Source organism: Paraburkholderia saeva (assembly GCF_907164555.1).
In the GTDB taxonomy this organism is placed as follows: Bacteria; Pseudomonadota; Gammaproteobacteria; order Burkholderiales; family Burkholderiaceae; genus Paraburkholderia; species Paraburkholderia saeva.
This window is the reverse complement of the sequence record NZ_CAJQZC010000005.1, coordinates 39502-53685: the sequence shown is the minus strand read 5'-3', so window position 1 is coordinate 53685 and position 14184 is coordinate 39502. Positions and strand designations below refer to the sequence as shown.

General features: G+C 59.7%; 29 protein-coding genes. 17 read left to right on the top strand and 12 right to left on the bottom strand.

Translation table 11 applies throughout. The features are described from left to right. Window positions 1-19: 19 nt before the first annotated feature. From LPA36_RS14575 to LPA36_RS14535, 9 genes are all read right to left on the bottom strand, one after another. Window positions 20-343, bottom strand: coding sequence for a hypothetical protein (locus LPA36_RS14575; protein ID WP_228877681.1), 324 nt, complete (start codon window positions 341-343; stop codon window positions 20-22). A gap of 7 nt (window positions 344-350) precedes the next feature. Then, window positions 351-818: a hypothetical protein gene (locus tag LPA36_RS14570; RefSeq protein ID WP_228877680.1), complete on the bottom strand. Its 468-nt coding sequence runs from the start codon at window positions 816-818 to the stop codon at window positions 351-353. A 21-nt stretch (window positions 819-839) separates the two neighbouring features. Continuing rightward, window positions 840-1040: a DUF2089 domain-containing protein gene (locus tag LPA36_RS14565; RefSeq protein ID WP_228877679.1), complete on the bottom strand. Its 201-nt coding sequence runs from the start codon at window positions 1038-1040 to the stop codon at window positions 840-842. Continuing rightward, complete coding sequence (locus LPA36_RS14560; RefSeq protein ID WP_228877678.1) at window positions 1037-1528, bottom strand: RuvC family protein; 492 nt, start codon at window positions 1526-1528, stop codon at window positions 1037-1039. The genes LPA36_RS14565 and LPA36_RS14560 overlap by 4 nt, the downstream gene beginning before the upstream one ends. Further along, entirely contained in the window at window positions 1522-1701 is a 180-nt protein-coding gene (locus LPA36_RS14555; RefSeq protein WP_228877677.1) for a hypothetical protein, read from the bottom strand. Before LPA36_RS14555 ends, LPA36_RS14560 begins: the two co-directional genes overlap by 7 nt. Further along, a complete protein-coding gene (locus LPA36_RS14550) occupies window positions 1698-2018 on the bottom strand; it encodes a hypothetical protein (RefSeq protein ID WP_228877675.1) in 321 nt (106 codons plus the stop codon). Before LPA36_RS14550 ends, LPA36_RS14555 begins: the two co-directional genes overlap by 4 nt. Continuing rightward, window positions 2011-2664, bottom strand: a complete 654-nt coding sequence (locus LPA36_RS14545) for a hypothetical protein (RefSeq protein ID WP_228877673.1) — start codon at window positions 2662-2664, stop codon at window positions 2011-2013. The genes LPA36_RS14550 and LPA36_RS14545 overlap by 8 nt, the downstream gene beginning before the upstream one ends. After that, the gene (locus LPA36_RS14540) at window positions 2654-3520 is read right to left on the bottom strand and encodes a hypothetical protein (protein WP_228877671.1); all 867 of its coding nucleotides are present in this window, start codon (window positions 3518-3520) and stop codon (window positions 2654-2656) included. The genes LPA36_RS14545 and LPA36_RS14540 overlap by 11 nt, the downstream gene beginning before the upstream one ends. A 75-nt stretch (window positions 3521-3595) precedes the next feature. Continuing rightward, window positions 3596-3973, bottom strand: coding sequence for a hypothetical protein (locus LPA36_RS14535; RefSeq protein WP_228877669.1), 378 nt, complete (start codon window positions 3971-3973; stop codon window positions 3596-3598). Window positions 3974-4110: 137 nt separating this feature from the next. Between LPA36_RS14535 and LPA36_RS14530 the strand changes: the two genes are divergently transcribed. Next, window positions 4111-4374 carry a hypothetical protein gene (locus tag LPA36_RS14530; protein ID WP_228877665.1) on the top strand — a complete coding sequence of 88 codons (264 nt, stop codon included), beginning with the start codon at window positions 4111-4113 and terminating at the stop codon, window positions 4372-4374. 6 nt (window positions 4375-4380) lie between these two features. Here the strand turns inward: LPA36_RS14530 and LPA36_RS14525 are convergent, their stop codons facing one another. After that, window positions 4381-4587, bottom strand: coding sequence for a helix-turn-helix domain-containing protein (locus LPA36_RS14525; RefSeq protein ID WP_228877663.1), 207 nt, complete (start codon window positions 4585-4587; stop codon window positions 4381-4383). A gap of 90 nt (window positions 4588-4677) precedes the next feature. Between LPA36_RS14525 and LPA36_RS14520 the strand changes: the two genes are divergently transcribed. The 13 genes from LPA36_RS14520 to LPA36_RS14460 all read left to right on the top strand — a co-directional run bounded on the left by LPA36_RS14520 (window position 4678) and on the right by LPA36_RS14460 (window position 10973). Next, complete coding sequence (locus LPA36_RS14520) at window positions 4678-5055, top strand: hypothetical protein (RefSeq protein ID WP_228877657.1); 378 nt, start codon at window positions 4678-4680, stop codon at window positions 5053-5055. Window positions 5056-5257: 202 nt separating this feature from the next. Next, window positions 5258-5650 carry a hypothetical protein gene (locus LPA36_RS14515; RefSeq protein ID WP_228877655.1) on the top strand — a complete coding sequence of 131 codons (393 nt, stop codon included), beginning with the start codon at window positions 5258-5260 and terminating at the stop codon, window positions 5648-5650. A 1-nt stretch (window position 5651) separates the two neighbouring features. Then, window positions 5652-5798, top strand: a complete 147-nt coding sequence (locus tag LPA36_RS14510; RefSeq protein WP_228877653.1) for a hypothetical protein — start codon at window positions 5652-5654, stop codon at window positions 5796-5798. Between the two features lie 2 nt (window positions 5799-5800). Beyond that, on the top strand, window positions 5801-5998 hold the full coding sequence (locus LPA36_RS14505) for a hypothetical protein (RefSeq protein ID WP_228877650.1): 198 nt from the start codon (window positions 5801-5803) through the stop codon (window positions 5996-5998). After that, complete coding sequence (locus tag LPA36_RS14500; protein ID WP_228877648.1) at window positions 5989-6732, top strand: hypothetical protein; 744 nt, start codon at window positions 5989-5991, stop codon at window positions 6730-6732. Before LPA36_RS14505 ends, LPA36_RS14500 begins: the two co-directional genes overlap by 10 nt. A 3-nt stretch (window positions 6733-6735) precedes the next feature. Continuing rightward, window positions 6736-6927 carry a hypothetical protein gene (locus tag LPA36_RS14495; protein ID WP_228877646.1) on the top strand — a complete coding sequence of 64 codons (192 nt, stop codon included), beginning with the start codon at window positions 6736-6738 and terminating at the stop codon, window positions 6925-6927. Continuing rightward, on the top strand, window positions 6924-7067 hold the full coding sequence (locus LPA36_RS14490; RefSeq protein ID WP_228877644.1) for a hypothetical protein: 144 nt from the start codon (window positions 6924-6926) through the stop codon (window positions 7065-7067). The genes LPA36_RS14495 and LPA36_RS14490 overlap by 4 nt, the downstream gene beginning before the upstream one ends. Window positions 7068-7145: 78 nt before the next feature. Next, window positions 7146-8051: an ATP-binding protein gene (locus tag LPA36_RS14485; protein WP_228877642.1), complete on the top strand. Its 906-nt coding sequence runs from the start codon at window positions 7146-7148 to the stop codon at window positions 8049-8051. Next, window positions 8051-8332, top strand: coding sequence for a hypothetical protein (locus LPA36_RS14480; RefSeq protein ID WP_228877641.1), 282 nt, complete (start codon window positions 8051-8053; stop codon window positions 8330-8332). Before LPA36_RS14485 ends, LPA36_RS14480 begins: the two co-directional genes overlap by 1 nt. Then, window positions 8329-8718, top strand: a complete 390-nt coding sequence (locus LPA36_RS14475) for a recombination protein NinB (protein ID WP_228877639.1) — start codon at window positions 8329-8331, stop codon at window positions 8716-8718. Before LPA36_RS14480 ends, LPA36_RS14475 begins: the two co-directional genes overlap by 4 nt. Window positions 8719-8731: 13 nt before the next feature. Beyond that, window positions 8732-9316 (top strand): hypothetical protein, encoded by a 585-nt coding sequence (locus LPA36_RS14470; RefSeq protein WP_228877637.1) that lies wholly within the window; start codon window positions 8732-8734, stop codon window positions 9314-9316. A gap of 80 nt (window positions 9317-9396) precedes the next feature. After that, window positions 9397-9615, top strand: coding sequence for a hypothetical protein (locus tag LPA36_RS14465; RefSeq protein ID WP_228877635.1), 219 nt, complete (start codon window positions 9397-9399; stop codon window positions 9613-9615). A gap of 299 nt (window positions 9616-9914) precedes the next feature. After that, complete coding sequence (locus LPA36_RS14460; protein WP_228877632.1) at window positions 9915-10973, top strand: hypothetical protein; 1059 nt, start codon at window positions 9915-9917, stop codon at window positions 10971-10973. A gap of 24 nt (window positions 10974-10997) precedes the next feature. Here LPA36_RS14460 and LPA36_RS14455 read toward each other — a convergent pair whose 3' ends face one another. Further along, window positions 10998-12446 carry an ISL3 family transposase gene (locus LPA36_RS14455; protein ID WP_228877631.1) on the bottom strand — a complete coding sequence of 483 codons (1449 nt, stop codon included), beginning with the start codon at window positions 12444-12446 and terminating at the stop codon, window positions 10998-11000. Window positions 12447-12452: 6 nt separating this feature from the next. Then, complete coding sequence (locus tag LPA36_RS14450; RefSeq protein WP_228877630.1) at window positions 12453-13019, bottom strand: hypothetical protein; 567 nt, start codon at window positions 13017-13019, stop codon at window positions 12453-12455. On the opposite strand from LPA36_RS14450, the gene LPA36_RS14445 reads away from it, so the two are divergent. From LPA36_RS14445 to LPA36_RS14435, 3 genes are read left to right on the top strand one after another with little or no spacing between them, the layout of a single operon-like run. After that, window positions 13018-13431 (top strand): hypothetical protein, encoded by a 414-nt coding sequence (locus LPA36_RS14445; RefSeq protein ID WP_228877628.1) that lies wholly within the window; start codon window positions 13018-13020, stop codon window positions 13429-13431. The two genes, LPA36_RS14450 and LPA36_RS14445, sit on opposite strands and share 2 nt — an antisense overlap. Continuing rightward, a complete protein-coding gene (locus LPA36_RS14440) occupies window positions 13428-13709 on the top strand; it encodes a hypothetical protein (RefSeq protein ID WP_228877626.1) in 282 nt (93 codons plus the stop codon). Before LPA36_RS14445 ends, LPA36_RS14440 begins: the two co-directional genes overlap by 4 nt. After that, window positions 13706-14083 carry a hypothetical protein gene (locus tag LPA36_RS14435; protein WP_228877624.1) on the top strand — a complete coding sequence of 126 codons (378 nt, stop codon included), beginning with the start codon at window positions 13706-13708 and terminating at the stop codon, window positions 14081-14083. Before LPA36_RS14440 ends, LPA36_RS14435 begins: the two co-directional genes overlap by 4 nt. Window positions 14084-14184 lie beyond the last annotated feature (101 nt).

The following is a 14184-nucleotide window of genomic DNA, read 5'->3' as shown; positions in this document are numbered from 1 at the left end:
ATGCCCGGAGTAAATAGCATCAACTGCGACGTGCGAATCGAGCGAGGCGCGCGTGCACAAACAGGTCGTATCGCAGTTCGCCTTCGGGTTGAATCGGCTCGCGTCGAGCTGCGCGCTCTTCGCGATACCAGACGTTCGCCGCGTAGCGCGCCTCGCTCTTGCGTGACGCCGGGTAGTACGTCAAAGCACCCAGCGCCACGCCCGCCCGCAAAAGCTCTTCCACCTCCTGCAAATCCTCACCGAATGAAAGACCGAGTTCGCCCAACGTGTACGGACGCTTGCCACCCAGCAGGAATCGCAGGGTGTCGAGAGTGAGAGGCAGTTTGACTTTGCGGGCGCGCATGGTGACCTCAGAGATGGCTTTCCGCGTCCTTGATGATCGCCTCAAGCTCGCCGTCGAACATGTTCCACTTACGGCGTAGCGTGGTGGTGAGGCGGCGCAGGATGGTGGTGTGGGGATGCTCAGCCGGCAAGAGTGCAGAAACAGAGCCAGTTTCCGACGAGGAAGCGTCCACAGTCGTTGCAATGCCGGAAGTCAACGAGGACGCCGCGACGTTTCCCTGTTCAGCCGCGTCTTCCGAAGAGAGATTCCCAGTGGATTGGGTAGCGGTGGTTGATTTTTCAATAAGGACGTTCTCCTCCGCAGACTGAGCAGACTCCCCCACCTGCGCCACCTCAGCGCTCTGCGGATGGATCAGGTGCTCGGCCTTCTCTTCGAGGGTGTGAATCCCGGCCTTGATCTCGTCGATCAGGCTCGGCTCGGTGCTGCTCGGCGTTGCTGCGAGTTGTGCTGCTGCTTCTGCTACGGGGTCAGTCATGACGTGCTCCGGTTGTGCTGCTCAGTGCAGCGATTTCATGAATCGGCGATGCGCCTCGGCATCAAACGTCTTAGGCTTCGGCGACAGGTCCAGCTTCAGCAGATCGAAGCCATCCACCACCACGCCGCAGGACGGGCATCGCACGTTCGGCCACGCGTGAGACACGAGCAGCTCGACGCCGCACTTGCACGGCCAGCCGGCGGGGATGGTGACAGTCTTCATGTGAGATTCTGCTGGCCATAGCGCGCGATCAGCAGTGCATCGGCGCGGCCGTCGTGCTTCTCCAGCGGGCAAAGATGCTGGCCAAACATGCCGCGCGCGATGCGCAGGCTCTGCTTCTTCGTGTCCTCGCTGTCGCGCTTCTTGATGCCGAAGAATCCCTGCCAAGTCTTTGGCGACACGAATGCCACATCGAAGCCGGACAGTTCGCATACGGTCGTGATGACGGCCTTCGTCGCTTCGAGCGAGCCCATCGTCTGCACCGATCCACCGGCGAACGTGTTCAGGTTCTCCATGATCACGAGGCCAGTCTCGTCGGGCGGCACGAGGTCACGCAGCAGGACCTGAAGCGCGCGCGGGTCGATCTCGTTCTTGACCTTGCCAGTCTGCTTGCGAGAGCGGATCGGCATGTCATGAACGCGTGTTTCGTGGTTGTGTGAGACGGATGCAATGGCGCCGCGAATGCCCGGGTCGATTCCGATGGTCAGCACGTCACCACCTCCGCAACCTGCTGCTGCTTCATGCGCTCAGCGATCACGCGCAGCGTGCGGTACTCGTCATCCGTCAGCGCGACGCCGTGCAGCGAGATGTGGCCCGGCTCGATCGTCACGTAGCGGACGTCGCGCGCGTAGTGGCGGTTTGGGGCGTCCAGTAATGCTCTCATGCGTCTGTCTCCGAGAAGTGCGGAGCCGCGTGTGTCGGGCCCGTGACGTTCGATGTGGGGATGGTTTGCTGCTGCCCGATCTCGCGGGTGATCAGCACAAGGCTGTTTTCGAGTTGGGCGTCCGCGCGGTGCTCACGTCGAGCGAGTACAACTCGATCCACGACCGATTTCATCCGATGCAGTTCGGCCGTGATCGCGTCGTTCAATGCCGGATTGGCGTTGAAATGGCAACAGCAGTACCACTTTCCGGAAAAGCCATAGACGCCCAGCATTGGGCAGCCATAGGCGGCGCAGAAGTCGGATGTCGGCTCAGTCATGGGCTTCACCGCGATTGTTGATCGATGCGGTCAGCTGGCGCAGGCGAGCGAGATTTTCCTGAGCGATGCCCGCGTCGTAAGCGTTATCCGGTGCGCACAGAGCCGGCACAGCCACCCTCACCGCCTCGATCTGCAGATGGCCGGCACGCACCGCCTCAAGCGCAACAGATTCGCGACGTGACGCGTCATGGCCATAGGACATGAACCAGACTGCCGTGCGCCCCGCCGAGCGTGCGGCTTCGACAAGCCGGTTGTACTTCGACGTGAAGGCGTTGCGCGCCCCGAATTCGTCATTCTCGATGTTCGATGCGACAGCGAACGCTTCAGCCATCTCCTGCGTCCAGCAGACCGTCTCGGCCTCATCACGCGAGCGCACCGCGATTGCCCAAGCTTCGCTCGCATCCGGGCGCCCGTCTTTCGACGCGTCGCCTTGCAGATGTGCGATCAGGTCGGCTGGTTTCGGCGGGTACTGGCCGCGCTGTGGATCGCTGATGTGCGCAGAGAACGCCTTTCGCACTTCCGCCAACGAATATTTGCCGAGCGCAGCGAAGAACAGCGAGCGCGCATCAGCCGTCAGCGACTTGCTGTGGAGCGAATACGCGGCGTCGAGCACACGCGCGAAGTTGTCAAAATCCTCAGGCTGCATGGTCGACCTCCGGTCCGAAAAGCAGTTGCTTGGCCTTCGCGTTCTCGCGGTCGTTGAACGCCTGCCGCGAATCTGGATCTCCAGCAACGAGCCGCGCGACTCTCACCTCGAACAATCCACGCCACGAATTCAGCGTCGATTGCTCCAGTACCGCGCGTGGCCTGTGGCCTGCTTGCATGAGCTTTTCGAGCTTCGTGATCGCGAGCTTTACGGCTTCATCGGTCAACGGCGCCTTGATCTTTTTCCGCATGGCGACGAATGCAGTCCACGCGTCTTCAGGAATCCAATCGGGCAACTCGACGACGAGGCGCATTCCGTTTTTCGAATTCGCCTCGCGCGTGTTTTTCGGCTCCGGTTGCGGCTCTGGTTCAGGCTCTGGTTCAGGCTCTGGTTTTCGATAGGCTTTGGGACTGGTATCGAAAGGGTTCGGGAAGGGTTTAAATTCGGCCAACTTATCCACAGAAAACCGAGGCTCGAATTCGGCTATAGCCCAAGCCAGTATTGACTTCACGCCACTGCTGCCCGGAATTTGAGCAAACAGCTTCTCCGCTGCTCGCACAACATTGGGGTTCTCAGGCTGGTTCCACTTCAAAAACTTGTGGATAACTACCCATTCGGAACCCTTATCGAACGTTACCCATACCCTTTGAGTAAGCTTTTCGAACCCTTCGAGAACCCTTTCCAAAGGCCATTTAAGATCGTCGCAAACGTAGGCCAAGGGAACGCGAAAACAGCCCAGCATGTTCGAGTGTGGGCTCGTCAAAAGGTAGGCGGCCAGGGTGCGACCATCTTCGCCCAATGCCCGAATGTCCGGACTTGTCCAGAACGATGAGTGAATCTTTCCGTACTCGCGCATTTCAGCCCCGCCAGCAACAAACAGCCGCGCCGATGAACAGCGCGAGCATTCCAAACGTCAGGAGATCGGCCGGATTCATGCTGCAAGCCCTGCCTTCTTGAGCAGCTCTATCAGCTGCGGTCCGAGCTCCTGAATCTGCTCGACGGCCGCCTGCTTCGAGTTGCGCTTGTCGCCGAGAAACTTCTCGACGAGGTAATAGATCGGCATCAGATCGCCGGTTTTCTCGACGTACCGCTCGAACATATCGAGCGAAAAATGCCGCACGGGATCATCCGAGAGCTTCACGCTCAAGTTGCCTGGCGCTTCATCCAGATCGCCCGCCACGCGTTTCAGGCCGCGCTGATAGACGCCCTGCGCCACACACTCGCGCGCGCTGGTAAAGCGTTCTGTGAGCCCCGGCTCGAAATCCAGCACGAGCTGGTTTTGCTGCTGATTGATATTTGTTGATCTCATGTCGTATCGCTGCGGCGCACCAGTTATCAATCCCGGTGAATAAAAATGGCGTCGAGCGCCACGAAAAATGAAGGAGCTTCCAGCCGTGCCAGAATCTCTGCTCTCACACGTCAATCCAGACACGAAAGGAAGCTCCTATGGACTTGCCACAAATAGACGGCGCGGATCCGACGCCCGTTATCGCTGCCGCCCTCGGTGTTTTGTTTCAAACACACCCAGATCGGGAAGCTCTCTACCGCGCCTGGCAACCGATTGCTGCGGCAATGTCGCTGATAGCAATCCAGACCGGCTCAACAAACGTCTCGCACAACGCAAACGTCGTGATCGCGCAGGCTCTTTTGCATGTGGCTCGTACTGGCGACGGCCCAGCGCAATCAGAAAATCCAGCCACTCCGGTTTGATCGCGTTCATGCGGCCGCCGGCTGCTCTGCTTTCGTTGGCTCTTCAAGATCCTCAAACGCCTGCGGATAAGCGATACGCAGAAACTGAAGACGGGGCTTCGGGATGCCATCCGTGCGCCACTGATGGACGGACGGCGGTTTGCACTCGCAGATCCTCGCAACAGCGGAAGTGCCGCCGAGGCGGTCGATAACGGTGTTCGCAAACTGGTCCATAAGGGCCTCGCAATGATTTCCGAATCATTTTAGGCCGACCTAAAGCGAAACGCAAGTTACACCTAAAACAACAAGAGTTAGGCTTGGCTAATGGATACGTGGAATCAAAGACTCGCCTATGCCTTGGCGCAGAGCGAATACACAGCGAATGGCCTTGCGGCTGCGCTCGGGCTCAAAGCGCCGAGTATTTCCGCATGGATCGGGGCAGGATCAATCACACCGGCGCGTGATATCAAGGCAGATAACTTGCTGCGCGTCTGTGAGTTGCTCAATGTGAGACCGGAATGGGTGCTTTTTGGCAAACTTCCGATGGCGCGCAATGCTGCGATCTGGCCGTTCGAAGGGGTTGCGCGGGAAGAATTCGAATCTTTGCCGGAACGAGAGCGCGCAAGGATCACCCGCTTTATGCGTGATACCGTCGACGCGTGGACCGAAACGCAGACATCCGAAGTTCGCCGGGCCGGATAAGAGGCCCGCCTTCCGCGGCAGTAATTCCGTTCCGCCGACCGGCGGGAACGCGCGAACCTGAGACCTGACGAGAACGAGAGCCCGCCCGAGCGCGGGCTTTTTATCGGCTCCGCATTTAGCCCGACCTAAATATTTCTTGACTCGAATATTAGGTCCGCCTAACATTGCCTCAACGCGTCACCAACAACGCAACGAGGCAACCATGAACACCATCCCGAACGTAATCAGCCGCACGTCGAAGAGCGTCGACTGGCTTTTCGACCGCGAGCTCGAAGCCGCAGATAACGCGTCCGAAGCTGAATACGACCGCCGCGAGCGCATCGTCGGTTCGATCCGCACGGCCGAAGTGCTCGACGAGATGGCTGAGTCGATGACGGTGGCGCAGGAAGAGGCGTTCATGGAAGCGCTGAATCGCGGCGGCAACAAGGACGTGCACACGCTGTACTGCCTGATCGACCAGTTCAAGGAAGCGATCGTGAAGCGCCGACTGGCTGAGCCGGCGCCACGCTTCTCGATGACGTACTGCTCGCAATGCGGAAAGGCACTGGGCCCGGGGAATAGCGGCGTGAGCCACTGCTACTCGCACGGAGCATGACATGACCTTCCATCGCCTCCATACCGTCCTTGTGCTTCTCAGCAATGCCTACCTAGAGATCGCGTGCCACGACATGGAGCAGCCCGAGCTGAAGCGTCACTGGGTGATCCGTCGCACGGTCGACCTCAAACACGTTTGCTGGTGCTGAGCATGCGCCCTCTCTTCCTCCAGCGCCTGAGCGGCCGCGTCGCGCGTCAGGTGGTTGGCGTCGAGCGCGAGCCAGTTGCACACACAGAGCGCGATCTGGCCTTGGCCGACCTGTTTCTCTCTTTCACCGCAGACGTCTGTTCGATGGGCGTCGCGATCATGTTCTTCATTACCTATTTCTGGAGACCCACATGCTTTTGACGCTCGAAGACCTCGACACGATCACGCTGAACTACGGTTCACACAATTCGCCGGAACAAGGTCATTGCCTCCTCGAAGTGGTCGCACTGTTCGCCGGCGAGAAATTCGGCGACAAGCCGGAGTGTGTCGACTTCGTGCTCGCCTCGTTCGGTCGTAGCTGGAACGACGGTATGCGCTCAGACGCAGAGCGCGCGCAGCTCAAACAGTACATCACGCGTCTGCCTGGCACGAACAAGGGCCCAGCGCTCTCGCAGAAACGCGGCTGGATGGCGATGGACTGGCTGATCCGCGTGCATACGGCTGCATGGCTTGCGCTCTCGCCCGGCCTCGCGCATCACGCTGAAACGCTCAAGGCATTGCCGCCGATCACATGCACCGCTGAGCTTGTCGCAGCGCAGCCAAAGATCGATGCAGCCCGACAGGATGCGCGCGCCGCATGGGCCGCCGCAGGGGACGCCGCAGGGGACGCCGCATGGGCCGCCGCATGGGCCGCCGCATGGGCCGCCGCAGGGGACGCCGCATGGGCCGCCGCATGGGACGCCGCAGGGGACGCCGCATGGGCCGCCGCATGGGACGCCGCATGGGCCGCCGCAGGGGACGCCGCATGGGCCGCCGCATGGGACGCCGCAGGGACCGCCGCACGGGACGCCGCAGGGGCGAAGCTCGAACCTACGGTTCTCGCCCTTCAGGCCAGCGCGCATGAGTTGTACAGCGCGATGATCGACGCGGAGTGAGTCATGAATCGCGACCTGAAATACGAACGCCTCCGTTCTCCGCGGACTCTCTCGGATGCGTTCGGGCCGTACGCGAAGCTCCACGTTGAGCCCGAAAAGACACCGCTGCGCGCGTACGTGTGGATGGTCGTCTGGGGAGTCGGCATCGGCGCGATCTGGTACGTGATCACTGCGATCAAGGCGGGTGCGCTGTGATCCGCCGCCTCAACGTCCTTTCCAACCGCCATCCGCTGCTCTCGATCCTGATCGGGTTCGCCGCGGTGGTCGTAATCATCCTGGTCGTCGTGCCGGCAGATCCGCCGAGCGTAGATGCCGCAATGCACAGGGTGACGTGATGGAAGACGACGACTGGCGACAGCAGCAAGAGCTTCAAGAATACCTGGAGTGGATGGAAACATACGGAGAAAAAGATCATGGAAATTCGCAAAGCGCAACGGAAGAAAGCAAAACTGAGGTTGGGGATAGCAGCGCCCAGCGGAGCGGGAAAGACTTATTCCGCGCTGCTCTTGGCCTTCGGGATCGGCGGTAAGGTCGGCGTGATCGACACCGAGCATGGCTCTGCAGACCTGTATGAAGACCTCGGCGACTACGACATCGTCAACATCGAAGCGCCCTACACGGTCCAGAAATATCGTGCCGCTCTCAACGCTTTCGAGAACGCCGGTTACAGCGTGATCATTATGGACAGCCTGTCGCATGCATGGGCCGGTGATGGCGGATTGCTCGACAAGCAAGGGAAGCTGGCAGACCGCCCAGGCGCGAACGGATACGCGGCGTGGAGAACCATCACGCCTGAGCATAACGGCCTCGTGGAAGCGATCCTGACGAGCCCTTGCCACATCATCGCGACCATGCGTTCCAAGCAGGAATACGTGCTGGAAACGAACGATAAGGGCAAGCAGACGCCACGCAAGGTCGGTATGGCGCCGGTGCAGCGCGAGGGCATGGAATACGAATTCACGGTGATGCTCGATATCGACATGAGCCACGTCGCCAGTTCCAGCAAAGACCGCACGCGCCTGTTTGACGGCCAGCTATTCAAGATCGACCGATCGCATGGCGAACTTCTGCGCGACTGGCTGGAGAAAGGCGTAGAGCCGCCGCCCGCGCATGAGTCTGATGTGCTGACAGGCGTCACCGCTTCAGAGTTGGCCGATTGGACTGCTTCAATTGAAGCCTCTGCGACGCTCGAAGACCTGAAGAATATCTACGGAAACGCAGTTCTACTGGCTCGCAATCGTCGCGACAAGCTGTCTGAGGATGTATTCGTGACGGCAAAGAACGCACGCAAGAAAGCGCTCGAAACGGTGACAGCGTAATGGACCTCTCGATCGTCGACCCAGCAGTCATTGAGGCACGCGGTAAATACGCGACCGTCAATGGCGAATACAAGCGCCTCATGTCTGTCATGCAGGGCTTTGCACAGGATGCATGCGACGCGCTCAGGCATGGCCTGAACGAGACCAGCAATCTGGAATGGGCGATTGAGCGGTTTCAAAACGCAGAGCACCTGGCGAATTCGCTGCAGTCGTACGCAAAGACAGTCGCCGACCTGAAGGCGCAGAAGGACGAACTTTACCAACTGGCTTGGGGTAAATGATGCCGACATTCATTCTGCGGGAACCGGAGCACGCGAAGAAGATGGTCCAGTTCGTCAAAGAGAACGCGGGCGAGCAGGCGCGCATAGGGCGGCCGCTGGTGGTCACCGTGACTGAGTACAAGGCCAAGCGCAGCAGCGAAGCCAACGCACGCTACTGGGCGCTGCTGGGCGAGATTGCCGAACAGGTTCAGGTAAATGGCAAATGGTTCAGCCGCGACGTTTGGCATGAGTGGGCGAAAGAGCAATACGCGCCAAAGATAGAAGGCCCGAGCGGCCTGTTGACCGTCAGCACCTCGCAGATGAATACCGAACAGTTCAATCGCTACATGACACAGATCGAATCCCACGCGGCGCGCGAGTTGGGCGTCGAATTCGAAGCCGTTTAACACAGGAGCCTTCATGTTCACCGTCTCAAACCACCTCGCCAAGATCGTCAGCTGCACCAACGTATCGGAGAAGCACGGTAAGGATCGCGTCACCGCCATCTCGATTGGGCTCTATCTCGTCGGCCCGCAGGATCTGCTGGACGCCTTCGATAGCGCGCTCGTGACAACCCTGTGGCGCCGTCCGCAGCCGAAGCCGGGCGACCTTCCGATGGACCGCACGAATTTCACCGAGCTGCGCTTCCCATTCATGCGCAACCTCGCGTGGGATCGTAAGTACGCCGGCTATCTGCTGCGTTTCCACATCGGCGCGACTGGCGCTGACGATGTGTTGCTCGCTGAGTGCGGGCTGAAGGATATTCGCTTCGTCGCGCAGGAAGGCGGATCGGTCGGCGTCGGCTTCAAGGTCACCGCGCATCCGAAAGACGAGATTGACCACGGCCGCATCGCCACACGCCTGCAGCAGGAAATATTCATCGACCTGACGCCACCGGAGCACGTGCCGACGCTGTTCGATGGACAGCCGGGCGAGCAGGACGACGAGCGCGATCCCTTCGAGGGCAGCGATTTGGCGCGCAGCGAAGCAGAACAGGAGCAGTGACCACCGTTGCGGCTGCTCACCCCGGGCAGCGGCTTGGAAGGGGCGGCCAGTACGGCGCCCTGCTTTTTCAGCGAGCCAACATGGCAAAGCACACCATCACTATCGAAGATCTGCCCGACGGCGCCGGCGTATGGATCACCTCCGATCCGTCCGTCGAAGAGACGGCCGATCTGTGCAGAACGCCCGATCGCATGACGTCGGCTGACGGGTATGCCGCTGTCGTACACGCGGCAATCATCCAAGAGTCGCGTCGGGCCAAGATCGACGAGCAGCGCACGAACTTGAAGAAGTCGCACTGAGGCCGCCATGCCCTGCACACCCTTTCGTCTGCCCGGTGGCATCTCCGGAATCGTCTGCACCCGCGGACGTAAGCGCGTGCACCGCTGCTCGGTCGATGGTTGCAGCGCGCCGAGCGGTTTCCAGTGCGATTACGCGACGAAGCCCGGAAAGACCTGTGATCGCCACCTGTGCGCAGTGCACGCGCATCAGGTTGGCGCAGACACCCACTTCTGCCCTGCGCATCTGTCGGAGTCGAGCGGCAGCAAGAGGCAGACGCAGAGCGACCTATTCGCCTAACCCACCATCCAGAGAGCCACAAATGACCACACCAACGCAGGTATTGAGCGATGAGCAGGTTGAGGAAATTTGGCAAGCAATTGATATCAGCGACTTAGATGTTTTGCGCGACGCTAAGCTTAACCAGAAATTACGCGGCCGCTTGGCACGCGCCGTACTGGCCAGCATTGTGCCGACAGTGGATGCGAAGGACGAGCGGGCAGCGTTTGATACGTGGATGCGCGACTGCGAAGGGTATCCCTATGCAGGGCACTACGCCAATCTAATGTGGAAAGCTTGGCAAGCCCGCTCCGCGCTCGCCCAGCCATCTGCCGCCAAGAATGCGCAGCCAGTTGGCTATTTGCCGGCATGTGAGCTAGACCGACTGAATTCAGGACATGACGCAAATCTGCGCAGCGCGAAATTTGGATCAAGCTCGCTGGATGGAGACGTCCCGGTGTTTATTGAAGCCTCGCTCACCAACCATGAGCGCATTGAACTGTACGAGCTTCGAGAGGCTGCCGCCAGGGATGCCCCTGCCGTGCCAGCGCAAGCGGAACCGGTGGCGTGGGAAATGGACTGGCCCGAATACAGCTACGACGGCATGGGCTGCGGCCTTGAAGATCGCAACATCACCGACCGTTATGACGCTATGAAGTACGGGTGGGATGAAGCAATTGAACACGTCGGGCAGATTCTTGAGCGCGATGGACCGCTCTACGCCGCCCCGCAGCCAGCACAGACAGAGCCTGCTGCGGACGCGCAGGCAGATACGGCGACCGGCTGGAAGTTGATGCCAACGCCGCATGGAGGTCGTGCAGGTCTGACCGACGCGATGATGCGAGCCTTCTATACCGAGTTCGACAGGAACTCCAAACGAGGCGACTTCGAGCGACTGAATGCGGGCTACAACGCGTTGCTGAAAGCCGCTCCCGACGCTCCCGCGCAAACGGCAGATGTGCGGGCGGCTGCGTTGAAGGAAGCGGCGACAGTCGCCGATATGGTTCGTTCGAAGTTCAGCAGCGACGGCTTTATCCAGCAAGCGGCCGGTGCATGGTGTGTTTGCGAAGAGATTCGCGCCCTGCTGGAGCAAAAGCCATGAAGAAAGCTATGGCTCTCCGGAAAATCATGTGGAAGGCTGTGAGCCATGACTAGCCCCCTCCGTGTGGAATCGCTGGTAGCAGGTCGAGCAGATGTGCACCCGTTTCGGGTAGGCGCGGCGGTTTGCTTCGCGGCGAATCTCATCCTTTGTGATGGGCGGCAATGTATGCGTCTCCAACTCGGCGGCATCGAACACACCATTGCACGACCCACACCGACTGCCGAGCGCCTCTATGAGGGCTACTTGCCTTTCAACCTGGACAGCAGTTCGTTTCATCATGTGGCCTTCCACTGGTTGCTTCTTGTGCAGCTTTCCGTACAGGAGCCGCGCGCGCAGTACCTCGAAGCTGTAGCCGCGGCCGGAGCGGTTGATGACCTTGGCGACGCCGTTCAGAGCTTCCGTGTAGCCGTTGGAAATCGGGTGGTCGAAGTACGCCAGCATCTCCTCGCGCCAGTTCCGGGTAGACGTGAGCAACGGGGCGAAGCTCTTCTTGCCCTTCTTCATGGCGGCTGGCACGGACTTACGCCACTCGTCCAGGCGCTCAGCGGCGTCGGCCTTGGTGGGCGCATCGTAGATGTCGTAGAACGCTTCCTTCAGCCGGTACGCGGTCGCGACGTGCGGCTCGTTATCCAGCCACATCTGGAGGTTGAATCGGCCTTTCTCATCCAAGTTCTTGTAGCGCATGCGCAGCAGCACCTTACGCCTCATCCAGTCCCGTCCGACCTCTTTCTCCTGGTCCTTGGCGAGCGTCGTGCGGATGTCGTCCATGGCCTTGTTTGCCATCTTGACGAGGTGGAACTTGTCCACCACGACCGGCAGACCAGGGAAGACGGATTGCGCAGCGTCCTTGTACGGGCGCCACATGTCGATGGCGAGACCCTTGACGCCGCCGCGCTCCTTGAACTGATGCAGCCACGCCGTCACCAACGGCTTGTCGCGGTCGGGCAGCATGTCGATGGGAACCCGGTTCACCACGTCGGTGATGATGCAGCGGAGCTTGCCGTCAATCTGCGTCTCGTCAATACCAAGCCACTCTGGCAGCCAGGGCTTGTATTCTGCGTTGAGGCGTTCAATGTAGTCGCCGGCCAATGTGCGGACGGTTTTGTCGTCGCAACCAACGTGCTCAGCGATGCGCACGAATGTGTCGCGCAAGCATTGCTCCTCGATGTACTGCACGCACCTGGCCGTCATCCGCATAGCTGGGTGGATGCCGCCAAGAGGCTGGATGAACGTGCCGCCGCACTCCCGGCACCTGAAGCGCTGGGCGTTGGCCTCGATGCTCACTGGACGGCCCCGAATAGGGCTATCTCGAAAAATGATCATTTTGGGGCCGTGCTTATAAACGCGGCCAATTACGCCGCATTTTTGGCATGCCTCAGGCAAAACTGTGTAATCAGCTTCGATGACGTACTGGCCGTCTTCGGTGCGCGTGGCAGTCGGCGTCCAGCCGGGAAGGTCAAGGATGTCAGTCACTCGCGCTTACTCGTCCATGAATTGTCGGCGCGGGAGGATTCGGCCGGTTGGCGCAATCCCTTTTTCATTGACCGTGTATCCGTCAAACCATGGCGCATTCGACGGCATGGACAGCCGAACGAACTGCCTCTTCGTCGGCGAGTGCATTGGAATCGACTCGTGCACGCACAATCCGTCGACCCAGTACACCGTATTTGCTTTAAACAGCGTCTCCGTGTCTGGGCTGCACTGAGCAGCCAGATGGTCGCATTCCCCGTCATTGCCTGGCAACCCATCAAAACTCTGATTCCACGCCCGGCATCCAACGTGAGAGGAGACGGTAAGCATGCCATTGCCGACACTTCCCCACCCGCCGCCTCCCCAGCCACCGGACTGCCCTTGAAATACGCCATCGACGTGCAGTCCTGCCCTGCGGTGCGTGGATTTTGGCAGAACATGCTTTTCATCTATCGTCAAGTAGCCGACTTGCCCGTGGTGCGTACTTATGTCGAAGAGACTGTGCAGAGCGGCGTTCCAGTGCTCCAAGCGGTCTGGAACGCTGTCGAGGTCGCCGATTATCAGCGGCATCATCATGATGCGTATTCCCGAAAACCTCGGCAGACGCACTTCGCTCATTTCTCGAAATTTGCTGGTGAACACATTTCCCCCTTTCCACACGTTATTCCGAATTTTAATTGTAATGGAGAATCATGAATTACACACGTTATTCCGCAGAGCCAAAGCTATCACAGGAAAACGTGCTTTCGAGGCAATGGGGCGTCGCGCCGCGTCGGCTGGCCTCCCTCTATTGCAAGGCCGAATGGAACGTCTTGGCTGGCCGATGTGGGCACGCAGCGCATACGCACGAGGATGGATTCAACAACCGTCTCCGGAGCAGCTGACTGACATCCTCGTCAATGGTTTCGTTGTTCGATCGGTCCGTGACGGCGTATCGCTTTGCGCGACGGTCGATCGATTCCTTGAAGAAATGCGGGAGCAGCAATGACAACCCCTATCAGTGATCTGGTGGCGAGGCTTCGCAGCACGCACCGATTTGGCCCTGAAGATTTTGAAATGCTATACGAAGCAGCAGACGCGCTCGAAGAGTTGCAGCGGGACGCGGAGCGGTATCGGTGGCTGCGTGAGCAGCACTGGAACGACGCAGACATGTTCGTCGTGACCGGATCGAATACGAGAGTCCACTTGGGCACCTACTGTCCCAGCCTCGACCTGTTGGACATCGCCATCGACGCCGCCCTTCAATCCAGCCAGGAGAAGCCATGATCAATGCCACCGACAAAATTTACGCTCTCCTCCGCGATCGCAAGCCGCGCACCATGCGCCAGATCTGTGACGAGCTTGGGTTCGTCATTTCGACCGTCTCCATCTCAATGGCGCAGCTTCGCGAGAGTCATGAGGTGCATATCAAGGCCTACGATCGAGGTCCGAAGAATTGCCCGATGGCGATATGGGTGATCGGGCGCGGCACAGATGCGAAGAAGCCGAAACCACTGACGCAGAAACAGCTGGTCCACAGCGAGCGCGCGAAGATTGCCGACCGCGAGCGGGAGAAGCGGCTGCGTGAAGAAATGGCACGGCCGGCGTTCCGCCACTGGCAGGACGCTGCGCTCTTCGGCGAGTATCGGAGTGCGGCGTGACCGAAACAGCACAACGAATCATTGAGACGACGGCCCGCGCATGGCGGGTTGATCCCAGTCAGGCCTGAGAGGCGAGCATGCTACGCTTTATTACCGTCCTG

Bases quoted from the DNA above. Each gene is read 5' to 3' on its own strand.
- LPA36_RS14575 (WP_228877681.1), bottom strand. From the start codon at position 343: ATGCGCGCCCGCAAAGTCAAACTGCCTCTCACTCTCGACACCCTGCGA.
- LPA36_RS14570 (WP_228877680.1), bottom strand. From the start codon at position 818: ATGACTGACCCCGTAGCAGAAGCAGCAGCACAACTCGCAGCAACGCCG.
- LPA36_RS14565 (WP_228877679.1), bottom strand. From the start codon at position 1,040: ATGAAGACTGTCACCATCCCCGCCGGCTGGCCGTGCAAGTGCGGCGTC.
- LPA36_RS14555 (WP_228877677.1), bottom strand. From the start codon at position 1,701: ATGAGAGCATTACTGGACGCCCCAAACCGCCACTACGCGCGCGACGTC.
- LPA36_RS14550 (WP_228877675.1), bottom strand. From the start codon at position 2,018: ATGACTGAGCCGACATCCGACTTCTGCGCCGCCTATGGCTGCCCAATG.
- LPA36_RS14545 (WP_228877673.1), bottom strand. From the start codon at position 2,664: ATGCAGCCTGAGGATTTTGACAACTTCGCGCGTGTGCTCGACGCCGCG.
- LPA36_RS14540 (WP_228877671.1), bottom strand. From the start codon at position 3,520: ATGCGCGAGTACGGAAAGATTCACTCATCGTTCTGGACAAGTCCGGAC.
- LPA36_RS14535 (WP_228877669.1), bottom strand. From the start codon at position 3,973: ATGAGATCAACAAATATCAATCAGCAGCAAAACCAGCTCGTGCTGGAT.
- LPA36_RS14530 (WP_228877665.1), top strand. From the start codon at position 4,111: ATGGACTTGCCACAAATAGACGGCGCGGATCCGACGCCCGTTATCGCT.
- LPA36_RS14525 (WP_228877663.1), bottom strand. From the start codon at position 4,587: ATGGACCAGTTTGCGAACACCGTTATCGACCGCCTCGGCGGCACTTCC.
- LPA36_RS14520 (WP_228877657.1), top strand. From the start codon at position 4,678: ATGGATACGTGGAATCAAAGACTCGCCTATGCCTTGGCGCAGAGCGAA.
- LPA36_RS14515 (WP_228877655.1), top strand. From the start codon at position 5,258: ATGAACACCATCCCGAACGTAATCAGCCGCACGTCGAAGAGCGTCGAC.
- LPA36_RS14510 (WP_228877653.1), top strand. From the start codon at position 5,652: ATGACCTTCCATCGCCTCCATACCGTCCTTGTGCTTCTCAGCAATGCC.
- LPA36_RS14505 (WP_228877650.1), top strand. From the start codon at position 5,801: ATGCGCCCTCTCTTCCTCCAGCGCCTGAGCGGCCGCGTCGCGCGTCAG.
- LPA36_RS14500 (WP_228877648.1), top strand. From the start codon at position 5,989: ATGCTTTTGACGCTCGAAGACCTCGACACGATCACGCTGAACTACGGT.
- LPA36_RS14495 (WP_228877646.1), top strand. From the start codon at position 6,736: ATGAATCGCGACCTGAAATACGAACGCCTCCGTTCTCCGCGGACTCTC.
- LPA36_RS14485 (WP_228877642.1), top strand. From the start codon at position 7,146: ATGGAAATTCGCAAAGCGCAACGGAAGAAAGCAAAACTGAGGTTGGGG.
- LPA36_RS14480 (WP_228877641.1), top strand. From the start codon at position 8,051: ATGGACCTCTCGATCGTCGACCCAGCAGTCATTGAGGCACGCGGTAAA.
- LPA36_RS14475 (WP_228877639.1), top strand. From the start codon at position 8,329: ATGATGCCGACATTCATTCTGCGGGAACCGGAGCACGCGAAGAAGATG.
- LPA36_RS14470 (WP_228877637.1), top strand. From the start codon at position 8,732: ATGTTCACCGTCTCAAACCACCTCGCCAAGATCGTCAGCTGCACCAAC.
- LPA36_RS14465 (WP_228877635.1), top strand. From the start codon at position 9,397: ATGGCAAAGCACACCATCACTATCGAAGATCTGCCCGACGGCGCCGGC.
- LPA36_RS14460 (WP_228877632.1), top strand. From the start codon at position 9,915: ATGACCACACCAACGCAGGTATTGAGCGATGAGCAGGTTGAGGAAATT.
- LPA36_RS14445 (WP_228877628.1), top strand. From the start codon at position 13,018: ATGATGCGTATTCCCGAAAACCTCGGCAGACGCACTTCGCTCATTTCT.
- LPA36_RS14450 (WP_228877630.1), bottom strand. From the start codon at position 13,019: ATGATGATGCCGCTGATAATCGGCGACCTCGACAGCGTTCCAGACCGC.
- LPA36_RS14440 (WP_228877626.1), top strand. From the start codon at position 13,428: ATGACAACCCCTATCAGTGATCTGGTGGCGAGGCTTCGCAGCACGCAC.
- LPA36_RS14435 (WP_228877624.1), top strand. From the start codon at position 13,706: ATGATCAATGCCACCGACAAAATTTACGCTCTCCTCCGCGATCGCAAG.